Raw genomic sequence first — 18522 nt, 5'->3', positions numbered from 1 at the left:
CATCAAAACCTTTACCCCCTGACATTTCTGTTCATGTCAGGGGGTTTTCCTTCTCCTCAAAGTTATGGAAGTAAAAAACAGGCAGTCGAAGCCGACCGCCTGTTTTTTTCATTTATAATGAATACCGATTTTCGTAAAGCCAGAAATCAGACTGAGCAAAGGACAAAGTAGGCAGAAGAATGCAAATGGGGCATATTCAAGGGTTGAAACACCCAATACCTGTGTCAGGAATACACCGCAGACACCCCAAGGAACCAGAGGATTCACAACTGTTCCCGCATCTTCAAGTACCCTTGCAAGCGTTTTTGGCTGCAAGCCTAAATCTTCATATTTCTGCTGAAAGGCTTTCCCAGGTAGTATCACTGACAAATACTGTTCACCCACCAGGAAATTAACGCTGATTCCTGCAAATACGGTAGCGGAAATCACTTTCGCTACACTCGTCAATGAATCCTGGACAGCATTTAAAATAGAAGGTATGACTCCCAATTCGAACAATAGTCCACCCATCGCCAATGCCAACAACACCATCGAAACGGAGAACATCATACTTTCAATCCCGCCCCGCGATAAGATTGAGTCGAGTTGTTCCATTCCACTTTTCAGTACAAAACCCCCGTATAAGATATCCGCTAGTTTTGCAACGGTCAAACTTGGCGTTTGTATGAAAGCAATTACAGCCGCCGAAATGATTCCTGCTGACAATGTCGGAATCGCAGACACCTTTTTCAAAGCCATGACTAGAACGATGACAAACGGAATCAAACTCCATATGCTAATGTTCGTTTCCATTTCCAAGGCCTTTGTCATGGCTTCGATTTCCTCAACACGAGTAACTTTGACATTCGGTGAAAGGAAGTAAAAGATGATAAGTGATATAAAAAAACCTGGAATCGTAGTCCAAAGCATATTATTAATATGTTCAAATAATGATGCTCCAACCGTTCCCGATGCAAGGTTGGTCGAGTCGGATAATGGAGACATTTTATCCCCAAGAAATGCACCGGAAATGATTGCGCCGGCTGTGATCGCCAACGATAAATCCATCGCCGCCGCCATACCTATTAAGGCAACACCTATTGTCGCTGATGTAGTAAGGGAACTCCCGATACAGAGCCCAATTAACGAACACACCAGAAATGTGATCGCATAGAAATATTCACCAGTAATCCAGTCAAACCCATAGTACATGATGGTAGGAATCGTCCCGCTTGCCATCCAGATGGAAATCAGCATTCCAATGAAAAAGAATATATAAATGGCTCCCATACCAGAAACTGCACCTTTGACTATAGCCGCCTCCATAATTGAAAATGGCAGCTTCTTGAACTTCCCATAAACAAATAAGAAAAGGATTGCCGCTATAATTGGAATATGGGGGGCAAGTCCATAATGTATGATACCAGTTGCAATGATTAAGAATAGAATGGCCAAAACCCCAATTGCTTCAGGTAAGGAGAGTTTTAGCTTTGCATCTTCAAGACGCATGATGTATTTCCCCGCTTTCAATGTTGTATATTCTCTGAGGTAAGGATCGGACCTTTTCACCCCTCACAATTACTGAAACGCTTTTAAGCACTAAAGTACTAGCTAAATATAAAGGAGTTTCAGGAGATTGTCAAATGAATATTTTAGTAGACTTGGATTTTACCAATGATATTTCTCTTCATGTTCAATTGATACCATCATAATGATCGACCAGGACAATATAGCCTGTTTTAAGTACAGACCTTCTTCTTTATGAAGAAATCACCCTACATTCCTACGAGAAAAGTCCGCTAGAGACTATTAGGAAGCAATCGGCACTCCCATTCCTTGTATGTAAGGTCAACCTTAAAGTAAGCGATAAGTTATAGTAACGTTAAAATATCTCCAGATAATGAAAAAAGCCCGTGTATTCAAAACACACGGGGTTCGAGTTTACAGACAAAGGGAGTTCTATCAAAAATAAGACAATGTTGGATGAAACGGAAGGTGCGAGACTCCTGCGGGAAAAACGCGTCCAAGGGAGACCCTAGAGACGCAAAAGCGTCGAGGAGGCTCACGGACCGCCCGCGGAAAGCGAGTGCCTATAGTGGAAATCAACGTTCGAGTTTTCACCACACCCTAAAAAAACTGTAGACAAACTTGATTTTCATCGAGTTTGTCTACAGTCTGAAGCCCGTATAAACACGGGCTTCTTCATTATTTCAAATCCATTGGATTATATAATTCCACGTCAGGATTTTTATCTTGGAACCAACGAAGTGCAAACTCATTTTCAAATAAGAATGCATATTTATCAAACCGGTCTTTAACAAGGATGCTTCTAGAGCTATGAAGATTTTCATCAAGCTTTTCATCTTCGGCCCAGCGTGTAATCTTGCTGCCCATGCGCTCCATCACGACTTCAACATTGTACTCGTTCCTCATTCGATGCTCGAATACTTCGAATTGAAGTTGCCCAACCGCACCAAGCAGATATTCTTCCATCCGAACCGTTTTGAAGAGCTGAATTGCCCCTTCTTGTACAAGTTGGTTAATTCCTTTATGGAAATGTTTCTGTTTCATGACGTTTTTAGCTGTTACCCTCATGAATAGTTCCGGTGTAAACTGAGGCAGCCTTTCAAACTGAAACATGTCTTTGCTTGTGGTAATCGTATCGCCAATTTGGTAATTACCGGTATCATATAAACCGATGATATCTCCACTTACCGCTTCATTTACGGTGTTTCGATCATCAGCCATGAATTGAGTAGAGGAAGAAAGGTTGATCGGTTTCCCTGTCCTGCTTAAGTTGACGCTCATTCCACGCTCGAATTTCCCAGAGCAAATGCGAAGGAAAGCGATTCGGTCACGGTGTTTGGGGTTCATATTCGCCTGGATCTTGAAAATGAAACCGGAAAAATCATTACTGACAGGATCCATTTCACCTGACGTTGTCATCCTTGCTTGTGGAGCTGGTGCAAATTTCAGATAAGCATCCAAAAACGTCTGAACACCGAATGTCGTTAACGCACTTCCGAAAAATACAGGACTAAGTTTTCCATTCGCAATGTTTTCTTCAGAGAATTGGTTACCCGCTTCCGTCAACAGCATGATTTCTTCCAAAGTTTGTTCATATAACTGGGAATCCTTAAGTTTATGATCGACTTCGAGTTCACCATCTTCATTCAACGGAAGGAAACGCTCTTCCCCTTCAGTTTTGAACTGTTCAATCCGATTATTGAACCTGTCGTAAATGCCCACGAAGTCTTTTCCCATCCCAATCGGCCAGTTCATTGGATATGTTTCTATACCTAATACCTCTTCAAGTTCGGCAAGCAATTCTAGCGGCGTTTTACCTTGTCGGTCCATTTTATTGATAAAAGTGAAAATCGGTATACCCCTCATCCGGCATACTTTGAATAATTTAACCGTTTGATCCTCGATACCTTTTGCCGAGTCGATGATCATCACGGCACTATCAACTGCCATCAGTGTACGATATGTGTCTTCACTGAAATCTTGGTGGCCTGGTGTATCTAGAATATTGACACGGAAATCTTCATAATCGAATTGCATGACTGAAGATGTAACGGAAATTCCCCGTTGCTTTTCAATTTCCATCCAGTCACTGGTTGCATACTTCCCTGTTTTTCTAGCTTTAACTGTTCCGGCATCGCGGATCGCGCCGCCAAACAGCAATAATTTTTCTGTCAAAGTCGTTTTCCCGGCATCCGGGTGAGAGATGATTGCGAAGGTCCGTCGGGATTGAACCTCGTCTTTTAAATTATTCATAATATGTTCCTTTCATTATTGGAGTCATCAATAAAAAAATTTATAGGAGGTTTTTACTGTATTTTTTACATTGGAATGGCAACCTTTCTTTGTATGCAAAAATCCTGATCATACACAATATATGTAAGAAGAAATATATCATAAGGCTTAAGCATTGGCTACTCAGCATTCATTTCAATCAACCTTTCTATTTTAACACGATATGAAGGAAAGATGTAGAGGTGAATGAATCACCCATTAGGGGATTTGTTCAGATGGCAAAACAAAAGACGCTTAATCAGCGCCCCCTATCTTAATCCATATGATTACCGTTCATTTATTCATGGTTTATTTATTTACCTTGCAGTTTTAATCGATTTTTGATTCCGCTTGTTCTTCCAGCGTTTTTTTACTTCCTTGAATATGATTGGAGCAGCAAAAATGAGAGCCCTTTTTAATAATTTCTTCATTTTTCATCAGTCCTTTCTTTCTTATCCTATACCCGATTATTTTCGTGAAAAACTTCAATGCCAAATTGTTTCCCTGATTTCAACCATAAAGGCATTTCGTATTGGACATGGCATCAGCGTCAATTTTCAATCCAGGAAAATCCTGCGCGACAATACCGTTATATTTCCCCGTATAAAACCTGTCTAATATTATTTTCCCCAAATGGGAATGTATAAATTACTTCCATTTGTTTTATCCTTTATAAAGGTGGGTATATACTGAAAAACTGGAAATTGCTCCAGAGGTTAGTGGGTTAATTTTTCCTGTAGGCTTTCACATATTATCAAGCATCATCGTATGATAATTTTAACTTGAATGAGGGTGCTGGATAATGTGTGAAATTGATTTTTCCATCTAGGTAAAATCATCACCATTAATATTTTTTAACTTTTTAGGAGGATTCATCGAATGACAGTAACAGGTAAAGTGAAATGGTTCAATAGTGACAAAGGATTTGGTTTCATCGAAGTACCAAACGAAGATGATGTTTTCGTACATTTTTCCGCCATTCAAGGAGAAGGTTTCAAGAGCCTTGATGAAGGTCAAGAGGTTGAATTTGAGATTGAAGAAGGAAACCGCGGACCTCAAGCTAAAAACGTCGTAAAACTCTAAAGCATAGATACACAAACATAATTGATAGGCCATGCAAAAGGATGCCTCCCATATTGGGCGGCATCCTTTCCGTTATGTGTACATACGAAATATTCACGTTATTTTTCATTAAAATGATCCAAAATGAAACCGGGAACATGTTCGCCAGAAAAACTCTTGATGTCCACATCTCTGCTTTCTTTATAATAAAAGGCAGCTGAATACTCTCCGCCCCAATCGATCTGGGCATTATCAATGGCTGCCTCGATTTCGGAAACGGTCTTGATTTTCAAGCGATTTGGCTGTTGTTCAATCTGCTGTGCGAGTTCACTTTCAGAATTCGAATGATAAATTTCCGAGTCGGTCTTCGCAACCAGGATATAAGAGATATCATCAGCCATTAACCGCGCTTGTTCCGATTGTCCGGTACTTTCCATCCATTTTGAAAACTGAGTATATGAAGAGTCCCAATTCATATAAATGGTTTTGTTATTACTCAAAAGAATGTCGATAGAGGCATAATCACCAAAAGAAGAAGTCATTTGCGCGAATGATTGATTATTCAGATCCTCCGACAATGCCTTTACAGCAGCTTCCAGCTGTTGACCGTCCGTGATCGTAATTGATTTGTCCACTTGGCCGCTCGCCGTTATCTTGATTTTAGTAACGTCTTCAGCGGAAACATTCAATAACTGATTAACCATTTTTTTATATTCATTCGACTCATATATTCTTGCCAATAGTGGCATGTATGAGTCGTAATTCTGCAAATGATACTCTCTTGCCAACCGTTTTCCATTCTTGAGTTCATACATCAGAAATACGGATTGCCCATCATTCAATTCACCAATGGAAACCTTTTTACCCTTATCGATAATTTCCTGATGCAATAACCTGATCGCTTCTATATTTTCCTTCTCTTTAAGATAATTGGGAGCATTATTCGACGTGTCATCGTCTTCAAAAAATAAAGGAGAATCACCAATATAAATTTGGCTAATCATCTTTTCATCAGGAATCTTGGTCTTATACTGAAGGGGATCTATTTTTATAATGAGTGCCAGCACAATGACAGCCACCATAAATGCTACATAACCTTTCAGGTTGACCCGTATTCGCCAAGTCTTTTGCAGGACGATTTCCCCTAAATAATATCCAAGCAAAGAACCAACGGTATATCCGAAGAAAATCCACCCAGGTTCGCCCGTCGTTTCGCTAAAATAAAGCCCTGTAAACAGCATCATGCATAATGTCAGGCCGAATTTAAACACTGGCTTAATCTTTGGGTAAACAAATGCCTTCGACACATGTTCCAGCTTTCTCCTCTCATAGAGAAAAAGAGAGCTGATAAGAAAAAGAAAGGTTAATATACTATAAATTAATATATTAATAGAGAAGAAAGTGATTTTCTCCAACTCCGTTGCTGCTAATAATGGGGAGATGCCATTCATATTGGCACTTAGATAATAATCTGCAGAAAATCCTGCTATCAAAAATTTCACATTGGCTGCAAACAAAACAAAAAGCCCCACCGGCAAAGTAAGAAAAATATAGGTCAGCACTCCTTGAAAGGCTGATAATCCCGTAACCATTCCAATTAAAACGGCAACAGAAAAGATCAAAGCTTCCAAAATAAATGTAGTCCCCATCCAAGACCATATATCCGGCATGGTATATAACCTTTCTATATCAATTGCCGAGTGAAATAATATCAATATTGAACCTGTAAGTAAAATCGGTAAACCCATGAAGCCAATTCCCGTTCCAATCATATGAACGTAGATGCTGCGTCTGGTAATCGGTAAACTATGAATGAAGTCTGAGGCTTGTTTCATTTGTAAAAACCGAAAAAGGAAGATGGCAAGTAATACTGGAATTACGATGACCAAGACAAACTGTATCATCCGCTGACAGGAAAAAAGGTTTTCGAATTCCACATATTCATTGTTCTCATTCAAGATAATCGCTAACATTTCCAGAGGCAGCGCAAATATGAGGCCTACGAGATATAGGAAACCAATCCAGCCAGTGCTTCTGAAAATATAGATAATCAGTTCCCTATTAAACCAGGTTATTCTGGATGACATAACCGATATCCCCCATTTCATAAATGAATATCTCCTCTAGAGTAAGGGGGAGAATATCTAATATTTCTGGCTGAAACTGATTAAAATGCGATTTAATCATGGATACTTTACCTTTAACGATACAAACGATCACGCTGCCGCGCCTTTCCTTGTTAAGAATTTGAATTCCGCGGTATAAACCGTGGGGAATTTTATGTTTAAAGGCAATTTGCACTTTATGTACATCAGCTTTCAAGTCATTCAAGACCTTTTGGATAACAAGCTCACCCTTATGCAAAATCCCTACATGATCGGCTAAATCTTCAATTTCCCGGAGATTATGGGACGATAGTAAAATCGTCATATTCCTTTCCGATACATCCTGAATCAACAACTGTCTCACATTTTTTCGCATGACCGGATCTAATCCATCAAACGGTTCATCCAATATTAGGACTTCCGGCATCGTCGAGAGTGCTAGCCAAAAAGCAACCTGTCTCTGCATCCCCTTCGATAGTTTATGTATTTTATTTTGGACGGGTATCGGGAATACTTCATGTAATTGATAAAAACGTTCTTGATTCCACTCACTATAAATCTGGCTATAAAAACCTGCCATTTGCATGATCGTATAGTTAGCCAGGAAATAAGGCGTATCAGGAAGGAAGAAACAACGATTTTTCACTTCACGGTTTTCAAACACATATGATCCATCAATAAGAACTTCACCTGCATCCTGTATCAGATTGCCTGAAAGCATTTTTAATAGAGTCGTTTTCCCCGCCCCATTTGAACCTAATAACCCGAATATGGAGCCTTTTTGGATGACCAAGGTGACGTTTTTGATCGCTTCTTTTCCTTCATATAATTTACTCACCTGTTTTATTTCAATCATGAATCTCCCCCCTTTGCCAATGGACTGATTTCCTTTATTATTCTATAAATTTCATATTTATCGATTCCAATATACAGAGCTTCAGCGAGTACCTTTGAAAGCTCGTTTCTGATTTCTTCTTCTTTCAATGAATTTTTCAAGGATTTAGGAGGTGCCACGAAATTCCCTTTGCCTGGTAATACATATATAAATCCGTCAGATTCAAGCTGCTTGTACGCTTTCTGGATCGTGTTTGGATTGATGGTCAATTCCTGAGCCAATATTCGAATGGATGGGAGCTGATTATGTTCCTGTAAAACTTCATTGATCATTAATTCCTTTAACTTATCCATCAATTGCTCATATATCGGCTTTCCACTTTGAACATCCAACTCAAACATCATAAACCCTCCTTGCAATGGGTGTATTACACCTCCTAATACAGTACATTATAAAACAATATCTTCCAATTTAAAACCAATTTAATACCATTTTCAAACAGTAGTCTCCATAAACTCGCTTTCATTTTGTTTAAAAGACATACAGCAGGGAACTAATGTTAGTAAGAATAATAAAGGAGTTGTTTTTATTGAAACCATTATATACAGCTACAGTTACCGTACACGGTGGTCGTGAGGGACATGTTAAATCCGAGGACGGGATTCTGGATTTCGATGTGAGGTCACCGAAGGAATTAGGTGGTTCCGGTGAGCGCGCCACAAACCCTGAACAGTTATTCGCAGCCGGTTACGCGGCATGTTTTGACAGTGCCTTGAACCTTGTTCTGCAAAAAGAAAAGAAAAAGGTTGATACGTCCGTGACGGCAAATGTCACGATCGGAAAAGATGAGGATGACGGCGGTTTTAAATTGGCTGTAAGGTTGGATGTTTCGATTCCCGACCTAAGCAGGGAAGAAGCCGAAGACTTCGCCAAAAAAGCACACATGACCTGCCCCTATTCAAAAGCAACTCGCGGGAACGTCGATGTCACCTTGATTTTGGTATAAAGTTTCTGCAAGGGAATGGATGCGGCATTAAGGCCAGCTCCATTCCCTTTTTATTATTTCACTTCTTCCAATCCCTTCATTTTCAAAAGAAAGCCCAAACCTATTATCGCCATGATGATCAATGACCCTAATGCCATCCGGCTCGCCAATGTACCGAGGTCATGGAATATCAACGTTATCGTTCCATATAATAGCGGACCGATTATTGAAGAGACTTTTCCAGAGAATGCAAATAGCCCAAAAAATTGCCCCCTCTTCTCATCCGGAGTCAATTCAATGATATACGTCCGTGATGTCACCCACATCGAACCTAGCGAAATGCCGAACATACTCCCTGCAACCCAGAACCAAAGGGCGGTTTGTGCGAAGACCGCTATAAATAAAGCGACCAAGAGCAAAACTCCCACATATGTCACAGCCACCCGCGGTCCCTTCGACTGCGTGATGTATCCAAACAGAAACGATCCGGCAATACTCGATATTGTCGATACCAAGTAAAGCAAAATGAATCCGCTAGAGGAAAATCCAACAACAGTCTTGGCATATACGGCCATCATGCCGATAGTGGTCGCAATTGCATCATTTAAAAAGAAATAAGCAATCATGAATGTAAAAACCGATCGATAGGATTGCATCTCTTTAAATGTTGATTTAATTTCCTTATAACCGGATAAAAAAGGTTCTTTCGCCTTTTGCTGTTTTGGAGACTCTTTTAAAAAAAAGAATAAGGGAAGGGAAAAAACCAGAAATAAAATGGCCGTGGGAATGAAGGCTTCATGTGAACTCCCTTTACTTATGAATGGATAGATTGACAGTCCCACTAACGTTCCAAGGTAGCCTACCGCCACGCCAAACCCTGATATAAGCGGCAATTGCTGTTTCGTGCCTAAATCACTCATCATCGTATCATAGAAAACAAGACTCGAATGATAGAAAAACTTTGCTATCACAAATAAAAGAATGACGATCGCCAAGGAAATGGGAATGCCCAGAATCTTTCCATTGAACGGCGTCCCTCCAAATACCCCCATTAAAAATGTACACACAACAGAAATGAGTGTGAAAATCATAATGTATTTTTTCATTTTTCCCGTTCGATCGATCAAGACACCGAACAGTGGGGAAAACAAAACAAGAAACAAACTGGCAATCGCATTAGCGTAGGAAATGAAGGTACTCGCAATCTGATCAAGAACGGCATTTTCCCCAATCTGTTCCTGTAGGAAGAATGGAAAGAAAATCGTGTTGATATTAGAAGAAAAAATCGTATTGGCAAAATCGTAAAACGCCCAAGAGAGAATGGGAAGGGAAAAATATAAACCAAAATTCCCCTTCCATTTTTTAGACTTCGGTTTCACCTGCATTTCCATCTGCTTTCCCTCCCTTATTGATACTTAAATTATATGTATTCCATACCTTTCCAATAAATCCTTTAAGTCGGATTATAACATTGTTTAAAACATGATTTTTTCCTGCCTAACATGTAAAATTATGAAATGAGACTGTCCTGCTAAATTTTAATCATTGTGCCTAATAGGAGTGTGAAAGATGATTGCATTTTTTCTAATTATCGTGGTAACCATGCTTGTCCTGTTCACTCTCTACGCTAAAAGATCAAAGAGTGATTTCCCTGAAAGCTTAATGATGAAGCATTCCCCCCTTAAAATTGGACATCGAGGTGCATCTGGATATTGCCCCGAGAATACAATGGCATCCTATAGTAAAGCAATTGAATTGGGAGCTGACTTCCTGGAAGTGGATATCCATCTTAGTAAAGATGATGTCCTTGTGGTTCATCATGATCCCACCCTGGATCGAACCACAAACGGCAAAGGGAATCTCCGTGATTACACGTCAGCCGAATTAAAGGAACTGGATGCAGGAAGCTGGTATCATTCTCGCTATAAAAACGAAAGGATTCCTTTACTAAGTGAGGTATTGGAGAATTTCGGGTCTGAAGCAGGAATTTTAATCGAATTGAAGCATCCCTCTGCTTATCCCGGCATTGAACAGAAACTTGCAGAAGAATTAGTGAAATTCCAGGAAAATTCAACAAGTAAAAATAAGATAATGGTTCATTCATTCGATATGGAATCCATGAAAAGGTTTCATCAATTAATGCCTGACATACAAGTGGGCGTTTTGATAAAACGTCGAATTAATGACCAAAAATTAAAAGAAATTGCCGAGTTTGCATCATTTTTGAATCCAAAGCAAACGATTTTGAGTACGAAGCTGCAAATGCGGATCCAAAAGCACGGGATGAAAGTATTTACATGGACCGTCAACAATAAAAAACAAATACGCATGTTCAAAATGATGCAGTTAGATGGTATCATTTCTGATTTTCCTGATTACTTTTTGGATTGAAACTTTGGATGATAAGTGAAAAAACATGAAGGATGACTAGTTCTTTACACGGCTCAGGGTGAGACCATTCCGAATCCCCCCTTTTGTCTACAAACTGAACAATCCTCAAATGCGGATTGTTTTTTTAATAACAATGAAAGAATTGTATCTCATGGGCGGCCGTGGCGGCGGCTGGCCCCCTCCGTAGGACGGACCAGGCGGGCCAGGAGGGGTCCTTACATCCATTATCTGATTTTCTAATGGATATGGCGCTGCCAAGAAATCATTGCCCATTTTTCGGGGATGTGCATTTTGGCCATTACCGTTATCGTGGTTCCGTTGATCGAATGAACCGTATGGTTTCATACCTTTTCACCTCATATATGAACTTCCTTTTATCCGTATGTAGATGAACGACCATGTGTGCAATCTTTGCTCTGTACAAACTCGAATTTGGTTTCTATTTGATCCATTATCTAAAAATAATGCCTCAGAAAATATTCCCTGTTTATTTTTTGAAAAAATCCCTATAATTTTTAGCTTTCTTGCACTAGAATTGATATAGTGTTATTAATGATTTAAACTCAATATGGTCAAAAGTCATTTCAGGCCCTAAATCATTTTTGAACAAATTTTCTTATCTTAGAAAAAACGAGGGATTCCTATGTGGGAATTATTATTAGAATTCGATTATCAGACCGTTCGCCATGCGGTATGGGCAGGTTACTTATTTACCTTTGTCTTACCACTGGCCGCGTTTTACTTCTTAAATAAAAAGCAATCGCTCTTGAATGACAAATATCAAGCTTCAGTTCATACAGATAAAAGTAAATCCCCTGTTCATGCAGGCAGCATTTTTGACTGGCGCGGTGCACAGCGCTTTTTCACATTTATCCGGCAAAAGGATTCACCAGATGATTCCGATGAGCCAAGCCTCCTTCTAGTTGTTTAAACAATAACAATTCGAGGAGGAAATTATATTGAAGAAGAAAAACATGTTTTTAATTGCCGTCCTATTTTTGGCAACGACCCTTTTGACAGGTTGCTCAGCAGCAACTAGCGGTCCATTTCATACTGCATTGGTTAACCCCATGACAAAAATGCTAGAATTTAATGCTGATTTATTTAATGGCAACTATGGTTTAAGCATCATCATGATGACATTTTTGATTCGCCTTGTCTTGCTTCCACTTACTGCCAAGCAATATAAAACACAGCTTAGCATGAAAACGAAGATGAATGGGCTGAAACCGGAAATGACAGCAATCCAGCAGAAAATCAAAGAGACGAAAGACCCTGCTAAACAAAAGGCCCTCCAACAGGAAATGATGCAGCTTTACCAAAAACATGGAGTCAATCCTTTAAACATGGGCTGTCTGCCGCTCTTAATTCAAATGCCGATTCTAATGGGCTTTTATTATGCGATTCAAGGTTCCCATGAAATTGCTACACATAGTTTCCTTTGGTACAGCCTAGGCCAGCCGAATATTGCCATGGCGATTATCGCTGGTGTCATTTATTACTTCCAATCGGTCATTTCCATGAGACAAATGCCGGAAGAACAGCAGAAACAAATGAAGATGATGAGCTTGCTCTCACCAGCAATGATTTTATTCATTTCTTTCTCCGCTCCTGCTGCATTGCCGCTATATTGGTCAATCGGAGGTATATTCATGATTGTTCAGTCAATCGTGCTTCAGCGAATATATAAAAAAGACCATGCCGCTGTCCCGGCTGCAAATGAAACGGTCATGAAAAAAAGCTAATCCACTTGGATTAGCTTTTTTCAACATTTACTTCCCACTTCTCTGAAACTCCTCAAGCTTGCGTTTGACAGTAAAGGGTTTTTAAGGGCGAAACCCACTTTGTTTTATTTCTTCGGCAACGGATTTGTTGAAACCTTTTCGAAAAACCTCTCTACATATTCGAAATCCGTGTAAAAGAACAATAATAGGTCACCCGGTTGTGATGTTTCCCAGGCTTTTATGAATGCGTCCAATTCATTAGGTTCGATGAATATCCGATCTTTTTGTAACCCGGCTTCTTCCGCAGCTTCCTGAAGCAGCCCGGCTACTTCTAACGGCTCCCTTCCCCGCAAATCATCGTCTTCTTTAATGATGAACAGATCAGAATTAATGGCCGCTACCTTGGAGAGCCTGATAAGCTCTTCATCAATACGGTCCCCCGGTCCTGCCAAAACAGTGATAAGGCGATTTTTGTTATAGGCACTGACCGTTTCGAATATGGCCTTCAATCCCGCTTCATTATGGGCATAGTCGATGATGATCGTGCGATCTTTCAACTTTTTTAAATTGAACCGTCCTTTGGACAAATTCGTATCAGGCATAAATGTGGCAGCCTTCTTTCTTAGTTCTTCCATGGAAATGCCTTGTGTTTCAGCTGCGGCTAACGCCTGAAGTAAATTGGCGATATTATGACGTGCCATGCCGGAAATCGTTATTGGAACCATGGTACAATCCATAAATTGTTGGATGACACCATCAGCTGAATGACAAATCACGCCTTTTTCATTGACGTACCAAACTTTACATCCCTTATTTATCGCAGCCTTTACGTGAGGCTGGGTGGCATCTGTAGAGGTGTATATGACCTCCCCATCTGTATAAGCATTCATGGCTGCTACATTCGGATCATCTGCATTCAGTATACAAAAGCCTGTTTTCATTACAACTTCGGCTACCAGCCTCTTTAATTTAATGAGATCATCCAATGTATCGATTCCATCACGGCCGAGGTGATCCTCACTTACATTGGTAATGATCCCCACATCACATTTACGAAAAGCCAGACCTTCACGCAGAATCCCTCCCCGGGCCGTTTCCAATACGGCTATATCAACTTCAGGATGGGCCAATACCATTCTTGCACTGACAGGGCCACTGCAATCACCGTGATCCAATACCTCATCACCGATATATACTCCATCAGAATTTGTCATACCCACCTTTGTTTTTTCATTAGTAAGGAAATAATGAATCAATCGGGTTGTTGTCGTCTTTCCATTTGTTCCGGTCACTGCAATGATCGGTATAGCCGCCTCTTTCCGAGTCGGAAATAAATAATCGACAATGGCTTTGCCTACATCCCTTTTTTTCCCTTCACTCGGATAATGATGCATTCGAATTCCCGGTGCAGCATTCACTTCAATAATTGCAGTCCTTGAATGTTCAATTGGTTTTGATATATCCTCACAAATAAAATCTATTCCGGCGATATCCAAACCGATCGCTTTCGCGGCAGCAACAGCCATATTCTTAATGGTGGGATGAACCTGGTCCGTTACATCGATTGCCTTTCCACCAGTCGAAAGATTTGCATTGCCGACAACTTGAACCAATTCCCCTTGATTCGGAATGGTATCGAGCGTCCGATTCGATTTTTCCAAGTAACACGTCACGGTATGTGTAAGTGGGATTTTTGACATCGGCTTTTCATGGCCTTCTCCCCGCAAATCATTACAATTTTCCTTTTCTATTAAACTGCGTATCGTTTCCTTGCCATTGCCAATAACATAGGGAGGAAGCCTCAAACTAGCGGCGATAAGATCTCCGTTGACTATCAATAACCGATAATCATGTCCTTCAATATGCCGTTCGACAATGTACTTCTCCACATGCAATTCCAAACAATTGATTACATTGAATAGTTCATCCTTATTTTTGATATGGGTGATGACCCCCTGCCCCTGTCTCCCATTATACGGTTTTATGACCAGCGGAAAACCCAGCCTGTCCGCCGAGGCAAAGATATCTTCAATGGAATGGGCAACTTCCCCTTCAGGTACAGGGAGGCCACATCCTCTTAAAATTGATTTGGTCAATGATTTGTCACATGAATTCTCAACGGCAATATTCGAGGTCTGGCTAGAAATTGTCGCCTGGACATACTTCTGCCTTGTACCTGTTCCTAAACGCAATAAGCTTTCATCACCCATTCGCTCGACGGGGATACCTTTTGCTTGCGCTGCCTTAAAAATGGCTTCGGTACTTGGACCCAGTTTATTTTTATAATATAACTGCTCTATTTGTTTTACATAAGATTGTACATTTATAAGTTTTTCACCATTCAGGATGGCTTCCGCGATATCTTTTGCTGCTAAAAAAGCTTGGAGACCCGAGTGAGGCTCCTGATAGTCAAAGGTAACATAATAAAAACCCTTCTTTTCCATCATTATCGTTTTTCCACGGATGGCTTCGATTCCGGCCAAGTTTTGAAGCTCAATCGTCATATGCTCCAATATATGTCCCATCCATGTTCCTTTTCTCAGCCTTTCGGCGAAACCGCCTCGATACCCTTTTGAACATGTATGGCTTCCCAAGTTCGGGAGCGCCTTTAACAATTTTTCATTGAATCCAGGTATTGAATCAGATGGTTTCTGTTCCAGTTCCCCTATATCCAATTCAATGCAAATCGTAGGTGTATAAGCAAAATAATTAGGTCCTTTTAAATAACGGACTCGATTGATCTTCATTGTTGGATCCCCTTTTTCATCAACAATTTCCTGGTAAGCAGGTCAAAACGGTATCCCCTGGTTAGTGCATGAAGGATAAATCCCGAAAGAGTCAACTCTTCACTGCCATTATCAGAAGATGTGATATTGATATAATCACTGGTGCTGCCATCAAGAACCAATACTTGATGTTGGCCGACCACTTCAAAATGACCGTCTTTAACTAAAATTGCTGTATTTTCATCAATGCCAATACCCATAATTTCTTTTTTCCCTGCTATCGCACTTAACAGACGGTCAAAGCGGCCACGCTGGGAAAAATGTTGATCGATTATCAGTCCGTCCAGGAAGCCGAAACCTACGCCAATTTCAACCTTTAACTTATTGTCATTCAGCATCGTGTCAGCAGCTACGATCATATACTTACCTAAAATGGAAGCGCCGGCACTTGTCCCTGCTATCACCATTCCTTCATGCCAGGCTTTAGAAAGGGCATCGTGGAACTTGGTTTTTCCAATCAGTTCAGACAATCGGCTTTGGTTTCCTCCTGAAATGAAGATGGCGGAAAAAGATGTAAGCAGTTCACAAATTGCCGGATCGTCTGCATCCTGCCTTGAATCCAACTTGATCACTTCCACCCTGTCCACGCCTAAACCCCTGAAAATCTTGATATACTCTGTACTCACTTCTTCAGGAATTTCACTCGCTGTAGGCAATATTCCTATTCCGCCATCACTATTACGGGTTGCAAGCTCGACAAATTTATTTAATACTTCACCTTCAAGGCACTTATCCTCTGCCCCGCCAATGATAAGTAATTCACCACAATTCATTCATCATACTCACCTTTACAAATGGATTCACATCATGAAATTGTTCTAAACAAAACACATAATGACTAGTATGGCAACTTCTTTCAGTATTCATTCATAAAAATGGCAAACCGCATAATTTTGTTTAACTTAATGAAAAAAGAGGAAAAGTAAAAGAGGAAAAGTAACAGAGTTAAAAAATAAAAGGAGTGTGCAAAAATGAGCCAAAACCAAATAAAAGAAAAAGTCCTGAACATCATCCGTGACCATAAAATAGGAGTTTTATCTTCAGTTGAAAACAACAAACCACATTCACGCTATATGACATTTTTTAACGATGATTTAACATTATATACACCAACGAGCGGAAAGACGGAAAAAATCGATGAAATTGAAAAGAACCCTAATGTTCATATCCTGATCGGTTATGATAATGAAGGATTAGGCGATTCTTACCTGGAAATATCAGGTACGTCGAAAGTAAACGATTCACAAGAATTGAAAGATAAATTATGGAACGAATCATTTGAAGAGTGGTTCGAAGGCCCGAAAGATCCAAATTATTTAATCCTGCAAATTAAGCCGGAAAGCATTCGGTTGATGAACAACAATGGTGAACCTCCTCAAGAATTATCATTATAATTTGTCATTCACGAGCATTACGCCAGAAACTCACAGGTAAAACACCAAAACTCACAAGTACAAAATCAGAAAAGCCCGCACTACTATGATAGGAGTGCGGGCTTTTAACAATTATACCAACTCTGATTGAATATAATGCAAAATCAGATCGGCTGTATGCTTTAATGAAGAGACATGGGTCCGCTCGAAGGCATGTGAAGCATCGATTCCCGGTCCGATCAGGCCATGTACGACATCATATCCTGCCCGGATTGCAGCGGAAGCGTCCGATCCATAATATGGATAAATATCGACGCGGTAGTCGACAGCATTTGCTTGGGCAAGTGAGACCAGTTGCTGACGCAGTTTATAATGATAAGGACCCGAGGAGTCTTTTGCGCAAATGGAAACGCTGAATTCATCCGTCGATTGCCCATCACCGATCGCGCCCATATCGACAGCTAGATATTCGACTGTTTTCTCAGGGATATTGGAATTTCCGCCATAGCCGATTTCTTCATTGTTGGAAATCAGGAAATGGGTCGTGTATGCCAATTTTATCTTTCCTGCAGAAATGAGGTCAATGATATGAAGGAGGATGCCAACGCTAGCTTTATCATCCAAATGCCTTGATTTCAAAAAGCCTGTATCCGTCATTTCCACTCTCGGTTCAAAGGAGACAAAATCTCCAACAGAAATGCCAATGGCCTCGGTTTCCGCTTTGGTTTTCACGACAGCATCTATCCGGACCTCAATTGTCTCATCATCTCGCTTGGCATCCCCGGCATTTTTATATACGTGGACAGAGGTCTGATTGATTAAAATGGTCCCGGTGATAATGGCTCCGTCAGCTGTATGGATTTTACAATACTCCCCTTCCACTGAGTTCCAGCGGAAACCGCCGATCATCGTCAATTTAAGGCGGCCATTCGCCTTGATTTCCTTTACCATGGCTCCCAGAGTATCGACATGGGCAGTCAGCAAGCGATGTTTGTTATCATCTTTGCCTTTTAATGTAGCAAGCAATGCCCCTTTATTCGTGATGTTATAAGGAACCTTCCTCTGCTCCATGAAATCGGCCGCGTATTTAATGGCTTGCTCAGTATAGCCGGAGGGGCTGGGTATGGACACCAATTCTTTTATGTAAGATACGATTTCTTTTTCTTCGACCACGCTCATGCATATCTCTCCTTTCCTCTTTGTTCATTATAGCTTTTCATGGCAACTTTTAACATATTAAAAGACCGCCAAAAGTGAAGTGAACCCAAAAAGTTAGACACTATATTTACTTAGACAGCCTTGAGGGCATGAACCCGGTAATCTACTGGGCTCATGCCTTTTAATTTTCCCTTGATTCGTTGATGATTGTAGTAATGGATATATTCTTCCAGTTCTTGTTTGAAATGCTCCATGCTTTCAAATTCTTGAAGATAGAGTAATTCGGATTTTAATAAGCCAAAGAAGTTTTCAATGACCGCATTATC

At 40.4% G+C, this 18522-nt stretch carries 17 protein-coding genes; 6 read left to right on the top strand and 11 right to left on the bottom strand.

Features of this window, described 5'->3' with window-relative positions; translation table 11 throughout:
• Positions 1 to 108 precede the first annotated feature (108 nt).
• The gene (gene nhaC / locus ACIQ0C_RS08615; RefSeq protein ID WP_403059065.1) at positions 109 to 1488 is read right to left on the bottom strand and encodes a Na+/H+ antiporter NhaC; all 1380 of its coding nucleotides are present in this window, start codon (positions 1486 to 1488) and stop codon (positions 109 to 111) included.
• 696 nt (positions 1489 to 2184) lie between these two features.
• Positions 2185 to 3759: a peptide chain release factor 3 gene (locus ACIQ0C_RS08610; RefSeq protein ID WP_403059063.1), complete on the bottom strand. Its 1575-nt coding sequence runs from the start codon at positions 3757 to 3759 to the stop codon at positions 2185 to 2187.
• An 897-nt stretch (positions 3760 to 4656) separates the two neighbouring features.
• Between ACIQ0C_RS08610 and ACIQ0C_RS08605 the strand changes: the two genes are divergently transcribed.
• The gene (locus ACIQ0C_RS08605) at positions 4657 to 4860 is read left to right on the top strand and encodes a cold-shock protein (RefSeq protein ID WP_061462203.1); all 204 of its coding nucleotides are present in this window, start codon (positions 4657 to 4659) and stop codon (positions 4858 to 4860) included.
• 98 nt (positions 4861 to 4958) lie between these two features.
• Here ACIQ0C_RS08605 and ACIQ0C_RS08600 read toward each other — a convergent pair whose 3' ends face one another.
• From ACIQ0C_RS08600 to ACIQ0C_RS08590, 3 genes are read right to left on the bottom strand one after another with little or no spacing between them, the layout of a single operon-like run.
• The gene (locus tag ACIQ0C_RS08600; protein WP_403059061.1) at positions 4959 to 6926 is read right to left on the bottom strand and encodes a DUF6449 domain-containing protein; all 1968 of its coding nucleotides are present in this window, start codon (positions 6924 to 6926) and stop codon (positions 4959 to 4961) included.
• Complete coding sequence (locus tag ACIQ0C_RS08595) at positions 6901 to 7800, bottom strand: ABC transporter ATP-binding protein (protein WP_403059059.1); 900 nt, start codon at positions 7798 to 7800, stop codon at positions 6901 to 6903. Before ACIQ0C_RS08595 ends, ACIQ0C_RS08600 begins: the two co-directional genes overlap by 26 nt.
• Positions 7797 to 8180: a GntR family transcriptional regulator gene (locus tag ACIQ0C_RS08590; protein WP_403059423.1), complete on the bottom strand. Its 384-nt coding sequence runs from the start codon at positions 8178 to 8180 to the stop codon at positions 7797 to 7799. Before ACIQ0C_RS08590 ends, ACIQ0C_RS08595 begins: the two co-directional genes overlap by 4 nt.
• Positions 8181 to 8368: 188 nt before the next feature.
• Here ACIQ0C_RS08590 and ACIQ0C_RS08585 point away from each other — a divergent pair, with 188 nt between their 5' ends.
• Complete coding sequence (locus tag ACIQ0C_RS08585) at positions 8369 to 8785, top strand: organic hydroperoxide resistance protein (protein WP_402839113.1); 417 nt, start codon at positions 8369 to 8371, stop codon at positions 8783 to 8785.
• A gap of 53 nt (positions 8786 to 8838) precedes the next feature.
• On the opposite strand, the gene ACIQ0C_RS08580 is transcribed toward ACIQ0C_RS08585, so the two are convergent.
• Positions 8839 to 10155 carry an MFS transporter gene (locus ACIQ0C_RS08580; RefSeq protein ID WP_402839111.1) on the bottom strand — a complete coding sequence of 439 codons (1317 nt, stop codon included), beginning with the start codon at positions 10153 to 10155 and terminating at the stop codon, positions 8839 to 8841.
• 178 nt (positions 10156 to 10333) lie between these two features.
• Here ACIQ0C_RS08580 and ACIQ0C_RS08575 point away from each other — a divergent pair, with 178 nt between their 5' ends.
• Positions 10334 to 11155: a glycerophosphodiester phosphodiesterase gene (locus ACIQ0C_RS08575; protein ID WP_403059057.1), complete on the top strand. Its 822-nt coding sequence runs from the start codon at positions 10334 to 10336 to the stop codon at positions 11153 to 11155.
• Positions 11156 to 11260: 105 nt separating this feature from the next.
• On the opposite strand, the gene ACIQ0C_RS08570 is transcribed toward ACIQ0C_RS08575, so the two are convergent.
• A complete protein-coding gene (locus ACIQ0C_RS08570; RefSeq protein WP_403059055.1) occupies positions 11261 to 11500 on the bottom strand; it encodes a hypothetical protein in 240 nt (79 codons plus the stop codon).
• Positions 11501 to 11798: 298 nt separating this feature from the next.
• On the opposite strand from ACIQ0C_RS08570, the gene ACIQ0C_RS08565 reads away from it, so the two are divergent.
• Entirely contained in the window at positions 11799 to 12086 is a 288-nt protein-coding gene (locus ACIQ0C_RS08565; protein ID WP_403059053.1) for a hypothetical protein, read from the top strand.
• 28 nt (positions 12087 to 12114) lie between these two features.
• Complete coding sequence (yidC, locus tag ACIQ0C_RS08560; RefSeq protein ID WP_403059051.1) at positions 12115 to 12900, top strand: membrane protein insertase YidC; 786 nt, start codon at positions 12115 to 12117, stop codon at positions 12898 to 12900.
• A gap of 104 nt (positions 12901 to 13004) precedes the next feature.
• On the opposite strand, the gene cphA is transcribed toward yidC, so the two are convergent.
• Entirely contained in the window at positions 13005 to 15626 is a 2622-nt protein-coding gene (cphA, locus tag ACIQ0C_RS08555; protein WP_403059049.1) for a cyanophycin synthetase, read from the bottom strand.
• Positions 15623 to 16438, bottom strand: a complete 816-nt coding sequence (locus ACIQ0C_RS08550) for a cyanophycinase (RefSeq protein ID WP_403059047.1) — start codon at positions 16436 to 16438, stop codon at positions 15623 to 15625. The genes cphA and ACIQ0C_RS08550 overlap by 4 nt, the downstream gene beginning before the upstream one ends.
• Positions 16439 to 16636: 198 nt before the next feature.
• Here ACIQ0C_RS08550 and ACIQ0C_RS08545 point away from each other — a divergent pair, with 198 nt between their 5' ends.
• Positions 16637 to 17059, top strand: a complete 423-nt coding sequence (locus ACIQ0C_RS08545; protein ID WP_403059045.1) for a pyridoxamine 5'-phosphate oxidase family protein — start codon at positions 16637 to 16639, stop codon at positions 17057 to 17059.
• Positions 17060 to 17170: 111 nt separating this feature from the next.
• Here ACIQ0C_RS08545 and ACIQ0C_RS08540 read toward each other — a convergent pair whose 3' ends face one another.
• Entirely contained in the window at positions 17171 to 18217 is a 1047-nt protein-coding gene (locus ACIQ0C_RS08540; protein ID WP_403059043.1) for a M42 family metallopeptidase, read from the bottom strand.
• 110 nt (positions 18218 to 18327) lie between these two features.
• Positions 18328 to 18522, bottom strand: a 195-nt coding sequence (locus ACIQ0C_RS08535) for an IS3 family transposase (RefSeq protein ID WP_403059041.1), incomplete at its 5' end; no start/stop codon positions are given.

It is taken from the genome of Peribacillus sp. NPDC096448 (assembly GCF_044762675.1).
GTDB lineage: Bacteria > Bacillota > Bacilli > Bacillales > DSM-1321 > Peribacillus > Peribacillus frigoritolerans_B.
This window is presented reverse-complemented; position numbering and strand designations above follow the sequence as displayed.

Excerpts from the sequence above, each read along its gene's own strand:
- nhaC (WP_403059065.1), bottom strand. The coding sequence starts at position 1,488 with ATGCGTCTTGAAGATGCAAAGCTAAAACTCTCCTTACCTGAAGCAATT.
- ACIQ0C_RS08610 (WP_403059063.1), bottom strand. The coding sequence starts at position 3,759 with ATGAATAATTTAAAAGACGAGGTTCAATCCCGACGGACCTTCGCAATC.
- ACIQ0C_RS08605 (WP_061462203.1), top strand. The coding sequence starts at position 4,657 with ATGACAGTAACAGGTAAAGTGAAATGGTTCAATAGTGACAAAGGATTT.
- ACIQ0C_RS08600 (WP_403059061.1), bottom strand. The coding sequence starts at position 6,926 with ATGTCATCCAGAATAACCTGGTTTAATAGGGAACTGATTATCTATATT.
- ACIQ0C_RS08595 (WP_403059059.1), bottom strand. The coding sequence starts at position 7,800 with ATGATTGAAATAAAACAGGTGAGTAAATTATATGAAGGAAAAGAAGCG.
- ACIQ0C_RS08590 (WP_403059423.1), bottom strand. The coding sequence starts at position 8,180 with ATGTTTGAGTTGGATGTTCAAAGTGGAAAGCCGATATATGAGCAATTG.
- ACIQ0C_RS08580 (WP_402839111.1), bottom strand. The coding sequence starts at position 10,155 with ATGGAAATGCAGGTGAAACCGAAGTCTAAAAAATGGAAGGGGAATTTT.
- ACIQ0C_RS08575 (WP_403059057.1), top strand. The coding sequence starts at position 10,334 with ATGATTGCATTTTTTCTAATTATCGTGGTAACCATGCTTGTCCTGTTC.
- ACIQ0C_RS08570 (WP_403059055.1), bottom strand. The coding sequence starts at position 11,500 with ATGAAACCATACGGTTCATTCGATCAACGGAACCACGATAACGGTAAT.
- ACIQ0C_RS08565 (WP_403059053.1), top strand. The coding sequence starts at position 11,799 with ATGTGGGAATTATTATTAGAATTCGATTATCAGACCGTTCGCCATGCG.
- cphA (WP_403059049.1), bottom strand. The coding sequence starts at position 15,626 with ATGAAGATCAATCGAGTCCGTTATTTAAAAGGACCTAATTATTTTGCT.
- ACIQ0C_RS08550 (WP_403059047.1), bottom strand. The coding sequence starts at position 16,438 with ATGAATTGTGGTGAATTACTTATCATTGGCGGGGCAGAGGATAAGTGC.
- ACIQ0C_RS08545 (WP_403059045.1), top strand. The coding sequence starts at position 16,637 with ATGAGCCAAAACCAAATAAAAGAAAAAGTCCTGAACATCATCCGTGAC.
- ACIQ0C_RS08540 (WP_403059043.1), bottom strand. The coding sequence starts at position 18,217 with ATGAGCGTGGTCGAAGAAAAAGAAATCGTATCTTACATAAAAGAATTG.